The organism is Halomonas sp. NyZ770 (assembly GCF_020616575.1).
Lineage (GTDB): Bacteria > Pseudomonadota > Gammaproteobacteria > Pseudomonadales > Halomonadaceae > Vreelandella > Vreelandella hamiltonii.
This window is the reverse complement of record NZ_CP085143.1, coordinates 335,193-350,012: the sequence shown is the minus strand read 5'-3', so window position 1 is coordinate 350,012 and position 14,820 is coordinate 335,193. Positions and strand designations below refer to the sequence as shown.

Genomic DNA, 14,820 nt, shown 5'->3' with positions numbered 1-14,820 from the left:
GAGCATCGAGGCGACGTAACTGGGCAATGAGCGGCAGCGCGGCTGACTTAGCGGCGCGCCTGCATCATCGCGATGAAGCGATCGAACAGCGGCGCTACATCGCGCGGGCCGGGGCTGGCTTCCGGGTGGCCCTGGAAGCTGAAGGCCGGGCGGTCGGTGCGCTCGATTCCCTGCAAGGTGCCGTCGAACAGCGAACGGTGCGTGGCGCGCACGTTGCTGGGCAGGGAGGCTTCATCGGCGGCAAAGCCATGGTTCTGGCTGGTGATCATCACCGTACCGGTGTCCAGGTCTTGAACCGGGTGGTTGGCGCCGTGGTGGCCGTGGCCCATCTTGACGGTTTTCGCGCCAGAGGCCAGCGCCAGCAGCTGGTGGCCCAGGCAGATACCAAACACCGGAGTGTCGGTTTCCAGCACTTCCTGGATCGCCTTGATGGCGTAATCGCAGGGCTCGGGGTCGCCGGGGCCGTTGGCCAGGAAGACACCGTCCGGGTTCATGGCCAGCACGTCTGCTGCAGGGGTTTGCGCAGGCACCACCGTCAAGCGGCAGCCACGGGCCGCCAGCATGCGCAGGATGTTGAATTTCACGCCGTAATCGAAGGCCACCACATGGTAGGGGCGCTCACCCTGGCTGGCATCCGCGTAACCTTCGCCCAGGGTCCACTCGCCTTCCGACCACTCATAGGCCTCCTTGCAGGAGACTTCTTTCGCCAGGTCCATGCCCTTCAGGCCCGGAAACGCCTTCGCCGCCGCCAGCGCACGCTCGACGGCATCATCACATTCGGCCTCGGCACCTGCCAGAATCGCCCCGTTCTGGGCGCCCTTGTCACGCAGAATGCGCGTCAGGCGGCGGGTATCGATATCGGCAATGCCCAGCACATTCTGGCTGACCAGATAATCGGCAAGGCTCTGTTCGGAACGGAAGCTGCTGGCCAGCAGGGGGAGATCGCGAATCACCAGGCCCGCCGCCGCAATGGACGCGGACTCGATGTCTTCGGAATTGATGCCGGTATTGCCGATATGCGGGTAGGTCAGGGTGACGATCTGGCGGGTATAAGAGGGGTCGGTGAGAATTTCCTGATAGCCGGTCATGGCTGTATTGAACACCACCTCACCGCTCGTGATTCCCTCCGCGCCGATGGCCGTTCCATGAAACACACTGCCATCTTCCAGGGCCAATATCGCGGGTTTGCTCAATGCGGGGTTATTCAAAACACGTTCTCCCATGCTGGTGGGAGCCTGTGGGCGCAGGCTCGGCGATCCGGTTACGGCGTTTGCGTACAAACGTCGGGTCGTAAAAAAGCGGGACGAAGCCGACAATAAAAAAATCGGTTTCATCCCGCTTGTTGTTCTCTTTCCGTGGCCTTCATAACGGTGTTGGCCATGGCGCAGCATGTCGCTGACTACTTTTCCCACTTGACGACCAGTGCAACAAGCGCGGTGCTCTCTCGACAGCCGTGTGTTCGACAGCCGATATGGTGCTGCTTTTTGCAGCCACTGGGCCAAAATTTTTGGAATGTTACAGCATTTAGCGTATCAGGGCCAGCATTTTATACCGACCCTGGTCTAACAAAAGCCCACGGCTCAGCTCAGCGCCAGCACGTCCTGCATGTCATAACGACCATGCGGCTGAGCGGCCACCCAGCGCGCCGCCCGCACGGCCCCTTTGGCGAAGGTCATGCGGCTGGACGCCTTGTGAGTGATTTCGATGCGCTCGCCTTCGGTGGCGAACATCACCGTGTGCTCACCGACGATATCGCCTGCCCGCACGGTAGCAAAACCGATCTCTTTATCGGTGCGCGGGCCGCACTGCCCCACGCGCTCGAAAACGCCGTGCTCTTTCAAGGTGCGCCCCAGGCTCTCCGCCACCACTTCGCCCATCTTGATGGCCGTTCCGGACGGCGCATCGACCTTATGACGGTGGTGAGACTCGATCACTTCGATGTCGTAGCCTTCATCGCCCAACGCCTTGGCCGCCGTTTCCAGCAGTTTCAGGGTCAGGTTCACGCCAACGCTCATGTTGGGTGCAAATACCATCGCTACGCGGTCGCGGTAGCTGTCCAGCTCGGCCAGCTCGTCATCGTTCATGCCGGTTGTGCCGATCACGATGCGCTTGCCGTGCTCGGCACAAAACGCCAGGTTCGCCAGCGTCACCTTGGGTGCCGTGAAGTCGATCAGCACGTCGAAGTCGTCCACAATGGCCGCCAGCGAGTCCACCGCTGCCACTCCCCGCTTGCCTACGCCTGCCAGTTCGCCGATATCCGCCCCCGCCAGCGAACTGCCCGGCTCGACGATTCCCCCGGCCAGTTGGGCACCGGCATCCTGTTCTATGGCGTTGACTAACGTGCGGCCCATACGGCCAGCTACGCCCACAATGGCAATTCGGGTCATGGGAACTCCTGTGCGTGTGCCGTCCGGCATCAGCGAGAAACAAAAAAGGTGGCCGCGATTATAGCAGACCACCTGACGGGATGCGGTGCTAACGGAAGCACGGCAGATGGCGCTCAGTTCTCCCAGACGATCTCCAGCGGCTCATCTTTCGCCATGCGCACCAGATGGCTTTCCACCACGCCTTCCAGCTGGTCCAGATGCTCTTCTTCGAGGGTTTCGATGGAGACGACCAGGCGCTCGAGCTCCGCGTGCATCAGGCAGGTGCCGCTGGCAAACACGATCCTGGCATGCTGCTCGCCCTGCTCCACCTCCAGCTTGTGGGCCCAGTGCTTGCACAACCGGTTGATCAATCGTGCCCCAGACGGGGTGGCAATCTCGGCGCGAGATAACGGCATACGCTCTACTCCTGTTCGATGACGGCTCAGCTCCCAAGCCTAAAGCCCGCCCTGCCAACCGCCAAGTGACCAATGAGAATTTGCTGCAACGATACGTTCGCTTTCCTGCAAGCGCTGCCGACGCTTCGCGCCTCGGCGACCCATGGCCTCCGTGGTCATCCGGCTATATTCCTTTTTCGTTAGGCTGGCGGCAAACATCTTCGTTTGAGCCATTCTGACCCAACCCACCATTAGCTGCCTATTGACGTCCTCCCCGCCCTAAAGAGGGTGTCGCGAAAGGGGCAAAGCCGTAAAATGAACCTTCTATCTGTCTGAGAGCTTACCGTGTCGACAGCATGCATGCCCACACCCGATGACAGGCAGTTCGCGCTTTTTCAGGCATCGCCTGCTTCGCCCCCTCCATCCTCCCGCGTAACGGCTGGCTCGTCAGGGCGGCGTTTTCTACGAGGTGACGCCACGGCGATTTTCCTGGGCATGACACCGCTTGAAGATCATCTGCGGCAGTCAGGGATTCGTGCCCCTTTAGTGGTGGCCGAACTGCTGGATGCCCAGGACTGGACACCCTTCGAGGATCGATATGCCACCACAGGGCGCGCACCCTATGCGCCACGAGCTATGATGGGGTTGATTCTCTACGGGATCATGCAGGGGGTCTCATCGCTGCGCGCGTTGGAGCGGCTGGCACGTGTGGATTTGGGTGCCATGTGGGTGACCGGAGGCATTGCCCCCGATCATGCCAACATCGGACGCTTCATCTGCTTGCATGAACAGGCGCTGTCACAGACATTTTTCGAAGCGCTGACACGCACCGTTCTCGCCAGGTCCGGAGCATCGACAGCCTGCCTGGCGGGTGACGGAACCGTGATCGAAGCGGCCTGCTCTCACTATCGTCTGCTCAAGGAGGAGGCCGTGCGTGCTCGAGTCAGTAAGGCCCGGATCGGCCATCAGCAGGCTCTTCCGGAGCAACAGGACGAGACTCAGCAGCAGCTGGATAGAGCGCACGCCTGTGAGCAGGTGCTTGATGCGAGGATCGCGGCACGACGTCGCCATGGCAAGCGTACCGATACGGTTCGTGTCAGCCTGACGGAGCCAGAGGCCGCCATGCAGCGACAGAAGCGTGGACGCGGTTTTGCGCCGGCTTATACGCCCTCCGTCCTGGCCAATGAGGCACGCATCATCGTGGCACACGCTGTGGATCCCACAAGCGAGACGCGAGTGGTGGGTGAGCTGATCGATCAGAGCGAGCGCGTGGAACCCAAGATCCCACGCGAGCTTCTGCTGGATGCCGGCTATTTTGATGATGGCGTTATTAACGCGACACTGGCGCGTGATGTCAGCCTGCTTTGCCCGCCCAGGCCCAGTACCACTGACAAAGCGAAGGGCCTGTATCATAAAAACCTATTCACTTACGATGCCGAACAGGATGTTTACTACTGCCCAGCGGGGCAGCGGCTTCAGCGCATCAGTCATATAAACGCGTCGGTACGCTCGCGTGAGCAAACGGTTTATGCCTGCAATGCCTGCGAGGGCTGTCCGCAACGGATTGCTTGTACCCGTTCGGTCCGGGGGCGCCGAATCAAACATTACCCGGAGGACGAGGCACGCCTGGCATTGCAACAAATCATGACCCACCCAGGAGCCCAAGCGGTCTTCCGGCAGCGAAAGGCCATGGTCGAGCCAGTGTTTTCAGCGCTACGTCAGCAACAGGGACTATCTCGCTTCCGGCGCCGTGGGCTGGCGGGTGTCAAACGCGAGTTTTCCTTGCATGCCTTGGCTTACAACTTGGCTCGCGCTGTAGCGCTGAGCCTTTGTCATCATCTCTGGGAGTGGTTGTGGGGATGCCTGGGATTACCTTACCTAGCAACAAAGAAAAAGATCGCGCCTCCCAGGGCGTGCGTGATGATGTCGTCCAGCCATCGACATCGTTGTGTATAGGTTTAGTTTTGAGTCGTTAGGAGATTTGCGACAACCTCTAAAGGACGGGGATTCCAACTTCTTGAGGGCAACGTCCTGCCCCGAGGCTGAGGATATTCCGGGCCGCATTCACGTCCCGGTCGTGGAGTACACCACACTCCACGCACTCCCAGACCCTTACTCGCAACCCGTTGACGCCCTGCGGCCCGCTAAGCGAGCCGCACGACGAACAGGCGCGGGTGGTGTTGGTTTCGCGAACGACCTTGAAGACGATGCCTGCGTGAGCGCATTTATATTCCAGCATCGTTTTCAGTTGTGACCAGCCAGCGTCGTAGACGCTTTTGGCCATCCTGGTCTTCGCGAGCCTGGTTGAGGAAACATCGCCCACGACGATTTCGCCGTACTGGTTGACGAGTTTCCGGGAAAACTTGTGCTGCGCGTCCTGGCGACGGTTCTTGATCTTGGCGTGAATAGCTTTTACCCGCCGCTTGTTGCAGGCACGTTGGGCTGTCGCCAACTGGTCTTCCATGCGGCGGTAGAAGCGGCTGTTTTCCAGCCTTCCTCCATCGCTACAGGTGGCCACATCCTTGAGCCCAAGGTCGATGCCAACGGCGCCCTGCCCAAGCGTCGGCTGCACGTCCACCTCGACCGCAACATTGAAATACCACCGGCCCCGGCTATCTTCGTTGAAACTGCCGGCACGGAACTTGTATGTCGACAGGCCGTAGCTATCCCACACCTTGAAGTAGGTGCCGTTGTGAAATACCTGCCCGTTCTTCCACTTGGCCGCGCCGGTATTGACCGGAATCCAGCCAAGTGAGCGGCGTACACCGCCGGACTTGCGCCAATTCAAGCGGGGCTTTTTGAACTGCTTGCGGCGGGCAACGTATTCAGCAGCGATGCATTGCAGCGTTTGGCTGTGCAGGCCGAGGTCCTTGCCAGCACCCTTGGTATAGGGGTGCATGTCGTAGGCAGACAGAAACAGACCTTTCTCCCGAATGGCTCGGGAAGACAGTTCGTTGAGGTAGTTCCAAACAAAATTCACGCTGCGGGCCATGCGGTTAAGCTCGGCGGCGTGTTTGTCCTTCACTCGAACCTTGAGGGTCTTGGTCTGCTTCATGGCTTCGAATATACTTGGTCTATGGAAACCAAACAAGCTATCAGAACAGGAAGACACTGCGTTTTTAAACTCCATGCCCATTTGGTCTTTGTCACCAAGTATCGGGGCAAGGTGTTCACCGGCGCGCATCTCAACTCCCTCGAATTGCTTTTCGACCGAGTGTGTCGGGACTTCGAGGCGGAGCTACAGGAGTTCAACGGTGAAACCGATCACGTCCATTTGCTTGTCAACTTTCCACCCAAAGTGGCGGTATCCAAGCTGGTGAATAGTTTGAAGGGGGTATCCAGCCGGCGGATGAAGTTACTACACCCTGAACTGGTGCAGCCCGCCTACCGGAAGAACTCGCTGTGGAGTCCAAGCTACTTTGCGGGAAGTGTCGGAGGCGCCCCCCTGAGCATGGTCAAGCAGTATATTGAGCAACAATCGAGGCCGGACTAGGGGCGCTCTCGCGCCCCTCGCTATCCATCCTCGCACTAGAAGTACGAGGTTTTTCGCGATGTTCGATAAAAATACCGCGCGCTCAAGGCATGCAAAAGAGCCAGCGCGAACGCTTCCGAAGCCAGATGCTGATACAAAGACGCCCCAGCACGTTACCGTGCCGGGGCGTCCCTGGTCGTCAGGCCGTAACCTTTACGGCTTCATCTCTTCGAAGAACTTCTTCACGCTGTCGAAGAAGCCGGTCTTCTTCGGTGAGTGGCTGTGGCTGTTGCTGCCATCGAAGCTCTCTTGCAGCTGGCGAAGCAGGTCTTTCTGCTCGTCGTTGAGATTGACGGGCGTTTCCACCACTACCCTGCACAGCAGGTCGCCGGGGGTGCCGCCACGAACGGGCTTCACGCCTTTGCCGCGCAGGCGGAAGAGCTTGCCGGTTTGGGTTTCCGGTGGGATCTTCAGCTTCACGCGTCCATCCAGCGTCGGCACTTCCAGCTCGCCTCCCAGCGCGGCGTCCACGAAATTGATCGGCACGTCGCACTGCAGGTGTTTGCCGTCGCGGCGGAAGATATGGTGAGGCTTGATGGACACCTGTACGTACAGGTCGCCCGCTGGGCCGCCATTCACGCCGCTTTCGCCTTCGCCATTGAGGCGAATGCGATCACCGGTATCGACACCCGGCGGAATTTTCACCGAGAGAGTGCGGGTTTCGCGTACACGCCCTTCGCCATTACATTTGTGGCACGGCACTTTGATGTGCTGGCCGCTACCATGGCACGTGGGGCAGGTCTGCTGAACCGCAAAGAAGCCCTGCTGCATGCGTACCTGGCCATGGCCGTGGCACGTGGGGCAGCTTTCCTTGGAGGAGCCTGGCTCGGCACCGCCACCGTCACAGCGGTCACATTCGATATGGCGCGGAACGCGAATATCCACCGTGGTACCGGCCACGGCGCTTTCGAGGTCCAGCTCCAGGTTGTAGCGCAGGTCGGACCCTCGCGCGGGCGCATTGGGCCCCCGCCGACGACCACCGCCACCCCCGAAGATGTCGCCGAATACATCGCCAAAAATGTCGCCAAAATCACCGGCTCCGCCGCCGAAGCCGCCGCCACCAAAGCCACCGCCCTGGCCATCCACACCGGCATGACCAAACTGGTCATAGGCGGCGCGCTTTTCGCCGTCGCTCAAGACTTCGTAGGCTTCTGACACCTCGCGGAATTTTTCCGCTGCGGTGTTATCGTCCGGGTTTCGATCAGGGTGGAATTTTTGCGCCAGACGGCGATAGGCCTTTTTGATCTCTTTCTGATCGGCCCCTTTTTCGACCCCCAGGACTTCGTAATAATCGCGCTTGGACATGGGTCCTACGCCTCCTGGTTAGCTACGCACTATTGGCGTCTCGGCCGCGGAAACAGCAACGCGGGAGTTGCCTCCCGCGTCACCGCTTTCCTTGGCAGAAAGAGGTGGGTTACTGCTTCTTCTGCTCGTCGTTGACTTCTTCGTACTCGGCGTCAACCACGTCGTCGTCCTGCTTGGCGTTGGTGCTTTCCGCGCCTTCTGCGCCCGCCTGCTGGGCAGCGTCTGCCTGCTCGGCGTACATCTTCTGCGCCAGCTGGCCGGAGGCTTCGGTCAGCGCATCCAGTTTCTTCTGGATGTTGTCCTGGTCATCGGTCTTGACCGCTTCTTCCAGTTCGGCGATGGCCGTTTCGATGGCTTGTTTCTCGTCATCGGTGGCCTTGTCGCCCGCTTCCTGCACGGTCTTGCGGGTGGCGTGAATCATGCCGTCCGCCTGGTTGCGCAGTTGCACCAGCGCTTCGAACTTCTTGTCTTCGTCGGCGTGGGCTTCGGCGTCGCGAACCATCTGCTCGATCTCTTCGTCCGTCAGGCCGCTGGACGCCTTGATCACGATGGACTGCTCTTTGCCCGTCGCCTTGTCCTTAGCCGACACGTTCAGGATACCGTTGGCATCCAGGTCGAAGGCCACTTCGATTTGCGGTACGCCACGCGGTGCCGGCGGAATGTCGGAGAGGTCGAAACGACCCAGCGACTTGTTCTGCGACACTTGCTTGCGCTCGCCCTGCACGACGTGAATGGTCACCGCCGTCTGGTTGTCATCCGCCGTCGAGAAGGTTTGAGTCTTCTTGGTGGGGATGGTGGTGTTCTTGTCGATCAGCGGCGTCATGACGCCACCCATGGTTTCGATACCCAGGGTCAACGGCGTGACGTCCAGCAGCAGAACGTCTTTCACGTCGCCGCCCAGTACGCCACCCTGAATCGCGGCACCTACGGCGACGGCTTCATCGGGGTTGACGTCTTTACGGGCTTCTTTACCGAAGAAGTCTGCCGCTTTCTTCTGAACCATCGGCATGCGGGTCTGGCCGCCGACCAGGATCACTTCGTCGATTTCAGACGCGGACAGGCCAGCATCTTTCAGAGCCGTTTTGCATGGCTCGAGAGAGCGCTGCACCAGGTCTTCTACCAGCGACTCCAGCTTGGCACGAGTCACCTTGACGTTCAGGTGTTTCGGGCCTGTGTTGTCTGCCGTGATATACGGCAGGTTGACGTCGGTCTGCTGAGCGCTGGAAAGCTCGATCTTGGCTTTCTCGGCGGCTTCCTTCAGACGCTGCATGGCCAGGTTGTCGCCCGACAGGTTGATGCCGCTGTCGGTTTTGAACTGGTCGACCAGATAGTTGATCAGCGCCAGGTCGAAATCTTCACCGCCCAGGAAGGTGTCACCGTTGGTGGCCAGTACTTCGAACTGGGTTTCACCATCGACATCGGCGACTTCGATGATGGAGATATCGAAGGTACCACCGCCCAGGTCGTAGACCGCGATGGTCTTGTCACCACGAGACTTGTCCATGCCGTAGGCAAGCGCTGCGGCAGTCGGCTCGTTGATGATGCGCTTGACGTCCAGACCGGCAATACGGCCCGCATCTTTGGTGGCCTGACGCTGGCTGTCGTTGAAGTAGGCCGGTACGGTGATGACCGCTTCGGTCACCGGCTCGCCAAGGTAGTCTTCGGCGGTTTTCTTCATCTTCTTCAGCACTTCGGCGCTGACCTGCGGGGGAGCCATCTTCTTGCCTTTGACTTCTACCCACGCGTCACCGTTGTCGGCTTCGGCAATCTTGTACGGCACCATCTTGATGTCTTTTTGAACGACGTCGTCCTTGAAACGACGACCGATCAGACGCTTGATGGCGTAAAGGGTGTTTTCCGGATTGGTCACGGCCTGACGCTTGGCCGCCTGACCTACCAGCGTTTCGCCGTCATCGGTGTAGGCAATGATGGAAGGCGTGGTACGACCGCCTTCGGCGTTTTCAATGACTTTAGCGCTGTCACCATCGAGCACGGCTACACAAGAGTTAGTGGTGCCCAGGTCGATACCAATAATGCGTCCCATAGCAAAAACCTCGAATTCGGTTGAAACAAAAAACTAGTGGTTTACGCCGTCAAAACTGTTTAAGGCGTTTGCGAGCATTCTCGCGGGTTGCCCTTTATTTGGGGGCCGGCTGGCGCATTTCAAGGGCTTTTTTCTGCAATGCGTCATCGGATTAACCGGCTTTCTGGCTGACCACCACCATCGCAGGACGCACCAGACGGCCATTCAGGGAGTACCCCTTCTGTATGACGTCCATTACCGTATTGGGCTCCAGCTCGGGATTGGGCACCATAGCCATGGCTTCATGCACCTGCGGGTCGAAGGGCTCGCCCTGGGGCTCGATGCTTTCGACGCCAAACTTGGCCAGCACGCCCAGCTGCATCCTCAGAGTCATGGAGACGCCTTCACGATGCACGTCGGAAGCGTCTTCCTGCATGCTTTCCAGGGCTTTCTCCAGGCTGTCCACGACGGGCAGCAGTTCCTTGACGAACTTCTCCAGCGCAAACTTGCGCGCCTTTTCGGCCTCTTGCTCGGCGCGACGGCGCACGTTCTGTGCTTCAGCGGCGGCACGCAGGGCCTGGTCCTTGGCCTGGGCCAGGCTCTGCTCCAGCTCTTCTACCTGGGCGGCCAGCACGTCGGCTTCAGGGTTGCCTACGCTGCCATCGAGCACTGCTTCGTTTTCGATCAGCCCTTCCAGCTCGCCTTCTACCAGGCGTTCTTCTGCCGTTGGCTCCGTGACTTCGGCTTCCTGCTCCTGACGCGCCAGCTCTTCATCCAACGGGGTTTGCGGTTCTTTAGCCATGCCTTGCTCCTGAAATACGTAGCGGTGCCGTTGGCGGCCACCTGAGTTGATTCGCGGGATTTAGACCACGGATAAAAGCTATATGGGGGCCATCAAAGCCATCTCAAGAGGGGCATTGAAGTGAGTTATCGACTACTGTATAAAACAACAATTATTGGATAAGCATCCAGCATTCGGGATGCACCGCCTCAGGAGGCCTCATGCTGACACAGCTAGCGATCCAGGATTACGCGATTGTTGACCGCCTTGAACTCGACCTCAGCCGTGGCATGACCGCCATCACGGGGGAAACCGGGGCGGGTAAATCCATCTTGCTGGGCGCACTGGGGCTCTGCCTGGGCGAGCGTGCCGACGCAGGCAGCGTGCGCCACGGCTGCGAGCGCACCGACCTTTCCGCCCGCTTCGACATTCAACACCTGCCCGCCGCCATCGAGTGGCTGCAGGCCCGAGAGCTGCCTACCGACGAGTGCCTGTTACGCCGCGTCGTTACCGCCAGCGGGCGCTCCAAAGCATGGATCAACGGCCACCCGGCCACCATTGCCGACCTGAAATCGCTGGGCGAACAGCTGATTCAAATCCATGGCCAGCACGCCCATCAGGCGCTCATGCGGGAAGAAACCCACCTGGCGCTGCTGGATGACTACGCCGGGCTTCGTGAGCGCAGCCAAAAGTTGGCCGAGACTTACCGTGAATGGCGCAATGCCCGCCGTCGGTTGAAAAAGCTCAGTGAAGAGGGCAGCGAGGTAGAGGCCAAGCGCCAGCTGTTGCGCTATCAGGTGGAAGAGCTCGACCAGCTGGGCCTCGCCGAAGGCGAGCTGCAAACCCTGGAAGAAGAGCAGCACACGCTGGCCCACGCGGAAGAGACCCTGCGAGAAACCCAGTTTGCCGCCGACTGCTGTGAAAACGATGAGGGCGGTGCGCTGTCGTTGCTGAACCAGGCCTACGCGCACTTGAGCGCCCTGCCCGGCAGCGACAAGGGTACGCTGGCCAACACCCTGGCCATGCTCAGCGATGCGCGCATTCAGGTAGAAGAAGCCGCCAGCGAGCTGCAGCGTCTGGCCAGCACCACCGAACTGGACCCCGAGCGCCTGGCCTGGGTCGAGGAGCGCATGGGCGACGTGCACCGCATTGCGCGCAAGCACCATGTCGCCCCGGAGGAAATCTGCGCTCTGCATGCCCAGCTACGCCAGGAAGTGGCGCAACTGGAAGCCAGCGATGATGACCTGGAGGCCCTGAGCAGCCAGGTGGCCGACTACCGCGAGCGCTACCGCAGCGATGCCAAGCTGCTCAGTGACGCTCGCCAAAAGGCAGCGGTGCGGCTAGGCAAGGAAGTCCAGCAGCAGCTGGCTTTTCTGGCCATGGGCAAGGCGCGTTTCGATGTCGACGTTACCCCTCGCGACACGCCCACCCCAGAAGGGCTGGATCACGTACAGTTCCTGATCAGTGCCAACCCTGGCCAGCCTGCGCGCCCGCTGGCGAAAGTGGCATCCGGCGGTGAACTGTCGCGTATCAGTTTGGCCATTCAGGTCGTGGCGGCCTCGCACTCCACCATTCCCAGCCTGGTCTTCGATGAAGTGGACGTGGGTATTTCCGGTGCGACGGCCGAAATCGTCGGCCAGCTGCTGCGCAAGCTGGGCGAAAACGGCCAGGTGATGACCGTGACCCACCTGCCGCAGGTGGCCGCCCAGGCGCATCAGCATCTGCATATCGAAAAACGCGCCAAACGCGATACCACCTTGACCCACATGGCACTGCTGGACGAGCGAGGCCGCATCAGCGAGCTGGCCCGCATGCTGGGCGGGGTTACGCTTTCCGACCAGACCCTGGCCCATGCCCGCGAGATGCTGCACGCCAGCCAGCGCCCTCCTCACTAAGCTCAACCAAACTCAACCAAACCCACGCCAAGCCTTTGCCCTTCGCCGGGCGAAGGCAGCGCTCGGCCATCACGCGACCTACAAAAACGCCCCTGAGGCGCCAGATGAACTGCTCTGGCACCCCAAGGGCGTTTTCATGTGGCAGCGGACTACTTGCGGTTCGTGGGGCCACTGTCCTGGCGCGTGACGTCCGACCCACGGGGGCGTACGTACAGCACCAGAGCGTGGTCCACTAGCTCGTAGCCGTGCTCTTCGGCGATCTCTTGCTGGCGACGCTCGATGATGTCATCGACGAACTCGATGATTTCACCGCTTTCCAGACACACCATGTGGTCATGGTGGTCTTCTTGGGTCATCTCGAAGACCGCATGGCCACCGTCGAAATTGTGACGAATCACAAGGCCTGCCGACTCGAACTGAGTCAGCACGCGGTAGACGGTCGCCAGACCAACATCCTCGCCCGCATCAATCAGTGTTTTATACACTTCTTCTGCGCTAAGGTGGTGTTGGCCCGAAGCATTTTCGAGAATCTGCAGGATCTTGACGCGCGGCAGGGTCACTTTCAGCCCGGCTTTGCGTAGTTCATGGTTCTGATCGGCCATGGTTGCTCTTCGCAGTAACAGGTTAGGTCGGGTATCATCGACCGAAACCACGATAGTGAAGAACAGGCTCAAATGCAAAAATTGACTCGTATCATTACTCTTTCCGTTGCCCTGACCGTCGTTAGCGGCTGCAGTTACGTCGGCGTGTACAAGCGCGACATCCCCCAGGGCAACCTGGTCACCCAGGAGATGGTCAGCCAGCTCCAGCCGGGCATGACCCAGGAACAGGTCACCTATGTGATGGGCAGGCCGCTGCTGGAAGCCCCCTTCGATGCCCGCCAGTGGGACTACGTATACCGCCTCGATAAAGCGTACGGGGGCGTGGAACAGCGTCGCGTCACGCTCACCTTCGATAACGCTGGCCGACTGGTGAACGTCGAGCAGCAAGGCGACCTGTCTAGCGACCTGCCGGTCAGCTCTGACCGCGGCATGGGGCCTGCCGTAGAGGGCACCGAGCCCATGGACAGAACGCTGCCGACCCAACAGGCTCCCACCCCTGAGACCGCGCCAGAACCGCAGCCGGTGCCCATCAGCCAATAGCGGTCACTGGCCGCTGGCCTGACGTTTGGCCCGCTCCAGGCGGGCCGCTTTGGGGTCGATCTGCAGCGGCCGGTAGACTTCTACACGGTCGCCTTCGCGCAGCGGCTCCTTATCGGGGTGGCGCAACGCCTTGCCGAAGATGCCCAGCGGCGCCTGCTCGAAGGTCTCGGCGGGCAGTTCCTGAAACAGGCTGGGCAGGTCGGCCATGGCAACGGCTGCTCTGGCAGTGGTGCCGCTGGGTACCTTCAGCGCGACGATACGCTGCTTGTGAGGCAGCGCGAAGGCTACCTCGACGGCAATGTCATCAACGGCCATACAGTTCGTTGGCGCGCTTGGTGAAGGCATCGACCAGTTGTCCGGCAATCTGCTGGAATAACTTGCCAAACGCCATGCTCAGCAACCGATTGGCGAAAACGAACTCCATTTCCAGGCTGACCTTGCAAGCATCATCCCCCATGGGGATGAACAGCCAGCGGCCTTTGAGCTGCTTGAAGGGCCCTTTGACCAGCGAAAGCTCGATCCGCTCTGGTGCGTGCAGGTCGTTGCGCGTAGTGATGGTTTGCTCGACCCCCGCACGACCCAGAGTCATTTCTCCGACCAGGTGCTGATCGTCCTTTTCCAGCAGACGCGCGCGGCGGCATCCCGGCAGGAACTCGGGATAGCGTTCGAAGTCATTGACCAGATCGAACATTTGCTGGGGGGTATGGCGCACCAAAGCGGTACGATTGACGGTTGGCATTGACCTCTCCGCTGACTTCACAGTGCCCAAAGCGTATCATGGGAAACATAGTTACAGACCTTGAATGGTATCACGCCTCCCCGCATAACGAAGGGGGTGCGAACGACAGATCAACGATGAGGTTCCATGGCCACTAAGAAAGGTAACAGCAAGGGCCCCGGCAGCAGCGTGATAGCCCAGAACAAGAAGGCGCGGTTTGAGTACCATATCGACGAAACCTTCGAAGCGGGCCTGGCACTGGCAGGCTGGGAAGTCAAAAGCATGCGCGCCGGAAAAGCGCAGCTCACCGACACCTATATTTTGATTCGCAACGGCGAAGCATACCTGCTGGGCAGCCATATCACGCCACTGAACACGGCCAGCACCCATGAAATAGCCGACCCCACCCGCACCCGGAAACTGCTGTTGCACCGCAAGGAGATCGCCAAGATCTTTTCGGTCACGCAGGACAAGGGCCACACCTGTGTACCGCTCAAGCTGTACTGGAAGCGCAACAAGGTGAAGTGCGAGCTGGCGCTGGTGACGGGCAAGAAGATCCATGACAAGCGCGCCACCGAGAAGGACCGCGACTGGAATCGCCAGAAAGGCCGAATTATGCGGGAACATAACAAGGCATAACTGGTCAATTGGGCACGAGCACGT

General features: G+C 60.0%; 15 protein-coding genes. 5 read left to right on the top strand and 10 right to left on the bottom strand.

Features of this window, described 5'->3' with window-relative positions:
- Positions 1-47 precede the first annotated feature (47 nt).
- The 3 genes from carA to LG409_RS01690 all read right to left on the bottom strand — a co-directional run bounded on the left by carA (position 48) and on the right by LG409_RS01690 (position 2,782).
- A complete protein-coding gene (gene carA, locus LG409_RS01700) occupies positions 48-1,193 on the bottom strand; it encodes a glutamine-hydrolyzing carbamoyl-phosphate synthase small subunit (RefSeq protein WP_193462163.1) in 1,146 nt (381 codons plus the stop codon).
- Between the two features lie 387 nt (positions 1,194-1,580).
- The gene (dapB, locus tag LG409_RS01695; protein ID WP_227407480.1) at positions 1,581-2,387 is read right to left on the bottom strand and encodes a 4-hydroxy-tetrahydrodipicolinate reductase; all 807 of its coding nucleotides are present in this window, start codon (positions 2,385-2,387) and stop codon (positions 1,581-1,583) included.
- A gap of 113 nt (positions 2,388-2,500) precedes the next feature.
- Positions 2,501-2,782 carry a DUF2218 domain-containing protein gene (locus LG409_RS01690; protein WP_227407479.1) on the bottom strand — a complete coding sequence of 94 codons (282 nt, stop codon included), beginning with the start codon at positions 2,780-2,782 and terminating at the stop codon, positions 2,501-2,503.
- 339 nt (positions 2,783-3,121) lie between these two features.
- Here LG409_RS01690 and LG409_RS01685 point away from each other — a divergent pair, with 339 nt between their 5' ends.
- Entirely contained in the window at positions 3,122-4,717 is a 1,596-nt protein-coding gene (locus LG409_RS01685; RefSeq protein WP_227407478.1) for an IS1182 family transposase, read from the top strand.
- A 37-nt stretch (positions 4,718-4,754) separates the two neighbouring features.
- On the opposite strand, the gene LG409_RS01680 is transcribed toward LG409_RS01685, so the two are convergent.
- A complete protein-coding gene (locus tag LG409_RS01680) occupies positions 4,755-5,816 on the bottom strand; it encodes an RNA-guided endonuclease InsQ/TnpB family protein (protein ID WP_227407477.1) in 1,062 nt (353 codons plus the stop codon).
- Between the two features lie 21 nt (positions 5,817-5,837).
- On the opposite strand from LG409_RS01680, the gene tnpA reads away from it, so the two are divergent.
- The gene (tnpA, locus tag LG409_RS01675; protein ID WP_084812773.1) at positions 5,838-6,254 is read left to right on the top strand and encodes an IS200/IS605 family transposase; all 417 of its coding nucleotides are present in this window, start codon (positions 5,838-5,840) and stop codon (positions 6,252-6,254) included.
- A 192-nt stretch (positions 6,255-6,446) separates the two neighbouring features.
- Here tnpA and dnaJ read toward each other — a convergent pair whose 3' ends face one another.
- The 3 genes from dnaJ to grpE all read right to left on the bottom strand — a co-directional run bounded on the left by dnaJ (position 6,447) and on the right by grpE (position 10,423).
- A complete protein-coding gene (gene dnaJ / locus LG409_RS01670) occupies positions 6,447-7,598 on the bottom strand; it encodes a molecular chaperone DnaJ (protein ID WP_227407476.1) in 1,152 nt (383 codons plus the stop codon).
- A gap of 109 nt (positions 7,599-7,707) precedes the next feature.
- Entirely contained in the window at positions 7,708-9,642 is a 1,935-nt protein-coding gene (gene dnaK / locus LG409_RS01665; protein ID WP_096921580.1) for a molecular chaperone DnaK, read from the bottom strand.
- A gap of 151 nt (positions 9,643-9,793) precedes the next feature.
- Complete coding sequence (grpE, locus tag LG409_RS01660) at positions 9,794-10,423, bottom strand: nucleotide exchange factor GrpE (RefSeq protein WP_227407475.1); 630 nt, start codon at positions 10,421-10,423, stop codon at positions 9,794-9,796.
- A 200-nt stretch (positions 10,424-10,623) separates the two neighbouring features.
- On the opposite strand from grpE, the gene recN reads away from it, so the two are divergent.
- Complete coding sequence (gene recN / locus LG409_RS01655) at positions 10,624-12,297, top strand: DNA repair protein RecN (RefSeq protein WP_227407474.1); 1,674 nt, start codon at positions 10,624-10,626, stop codon at positions 12,295-12,297.
- Positions 12,298-12,446: 149 nt separating this feature from the next.
- Here the strand turns inward: recN and fur are convergent, their stop codons facing one another.
- Positions 12,447-12,899, bottom strand: a complete 453-nt coding sequence (gene fur / locus LG409_RS01650; RefSeq protein WP_016915905.1) for a ferric iron uptake transcriptional regulator — start codon at positions 12,897-12,899, stop codon at positions 12,447-12,449.
- 72 nt (positions 12,900-12,971) lie between these two features.
- Between fur and LG409_RS01645 the strand changes: the two genes are divergently transcribed.
- Positions 12,972-13,439: an outer membrane protein assembly factor BamE gene (locus tag LG409_RS01645; protein WP_227407473.1), complete on the top strand. Its 468-nt coding sequence runs from the start codon at positions 12,972-12,974 to the stop codon at positions 13,437-13,439.
- Positions 13,440-13,442: 3 nt separating this feature from the next.
- On the opposite strand, the gene LG409_RS01640 is transcribed toward LG409_RS01645, so the two are convergent.
- Together LG409_RS01640 and LG409_RS01635 are read right to left on the bottom strand one after the other, a co-directional pair.
- Entirely contained in the window at positions 13,443-13,754 is a 312-nt protein-coding gene (locus LG409_RS01640; RefSeq protein ID WP_016915903.1) for an RnfH family protein, read from the bottom strand.
- Positions 13,744-14,178 (bottom strand): type II toxin-antitoxin system RatA family toxin, encoded by a 435-nt coding sequence (locus tag LG409_RS01635; protein ID WP_039181434.1) that lies wholly within the window; start codon positions 14,176-14,178, stop codon positions 13,744-13,746. Before LG409_RS01635 ends, LG409_RS01640 begins: the two co-directional genes overlap by 11 nt.
- Before the next feature lie 126 nt (positions 14,179-14,304).
- Between LG409_RS01635 and smpB the strand changes: the two genes are divergently transcribed.
- Positions 14,305-14,796, top strand: a complete 492-nt coding sequence (gene smpB / locus LG409_RS01630) for an SsrA-binding protein SmpB (RefSeq protein ID WP_039181437.1) — start codon at positions 14,305-14,307, stop codon at positions 14,794-14,796.
- The last annotated feature ends 24 nt before the right edge of the window (positions 14,797-14,820 follow it).

Coding starts and splice junctions, on each gene's coding strand:
- dapB (WP_227407480.1), bottom strand. CDS start 2,387: ATGACCCGAATTGCCATTGTGGGCGTAGCTGGCCGTATGGGCCGCACG.
- LG409_RS01690 (WP_227407479.1), bottom strand. CDS start 2,782: ATGCCGTTATCTCGCGCCGAGATTGCCACCCCGTCTGGGGCACGATTG.
- LG409_RS01685 (WP_227407478.1), top strand. CDS start 3,122: ATGCCCACACCCGATGACAGGCAGTTCGCGCTTTTTCAGGCATCGCCT.
- LG409_RS01680 (WP_227407477.1), bottom strand. CDS start 5,816: ATGAAGCAGACCAAGACCCTCAAGGTTCGAGTGAAGGACAAACACGCC.
- tnpA (WP_084812773.1), top strand. CDS start 5,838: ATGGAAACCAAACAAGCTATCAGAACAGGAAGACACTGCGTTTTTAAA.
- dnaJ (WP_227407476.1), bottom strand. CDS start 7,598: ATGTCCAAGCGCGATTATTACGAAGTCCTGGGGGTCGAAAAAGGGGCC.
- dnaK (WP_096921580.1), bottom strand. CDS start 9,642: ATGGGACGCATTATTGGTATCGACCTGGGCACCACTAACTCTTGTGTA.
- grpE (WP_227407475.1), bottom strand. CDS start 10,423: ATGGCTAAAGAACCGCAAACCCCGTTGGATGAAGAGCTGGCGCGTCAG.
- recN (WP_227407474.1), top strand. CDS start 10,624: ATGCTGACACAGCTAGCGATCCAGGATTACGCGATTGTTGACCGCCTT.
- fur (WP_016915905.1), bottom strand. CDS start 12,899: ATGGCCGATCAGAACCATGAACTACGCAAAGCCGGGCTGAAAGTGACC.
- LG409_RS01645 (WP_227407473.1), top strand. CDS start 12,972: ATGCAAAAATTGACTCGTATCATTACTCTTTCCGTTGCCCTGACCGTC.
- LG409_RS01640 (WP_016915903.1), bottom strand. CDS start 13,754: ATGGCCGTTGATGACATTGCCGTCGAGGTAGCCTTCGCGCTGCCTCAC.
- LG409_RS01635 (WP_039181434.1), bottom strand. CDS start 14,178: ATGCCAACCGTCAATCGTACCGCTTTGGTGCGCCATACCCCCCAGCAA.
- smpB (WP_039181437.1), top strand. CDS start 14,305: ATGGCCACTAAGAAAGGTAACAGCAAGGGCCCCGGCAGCAGCGTGATA.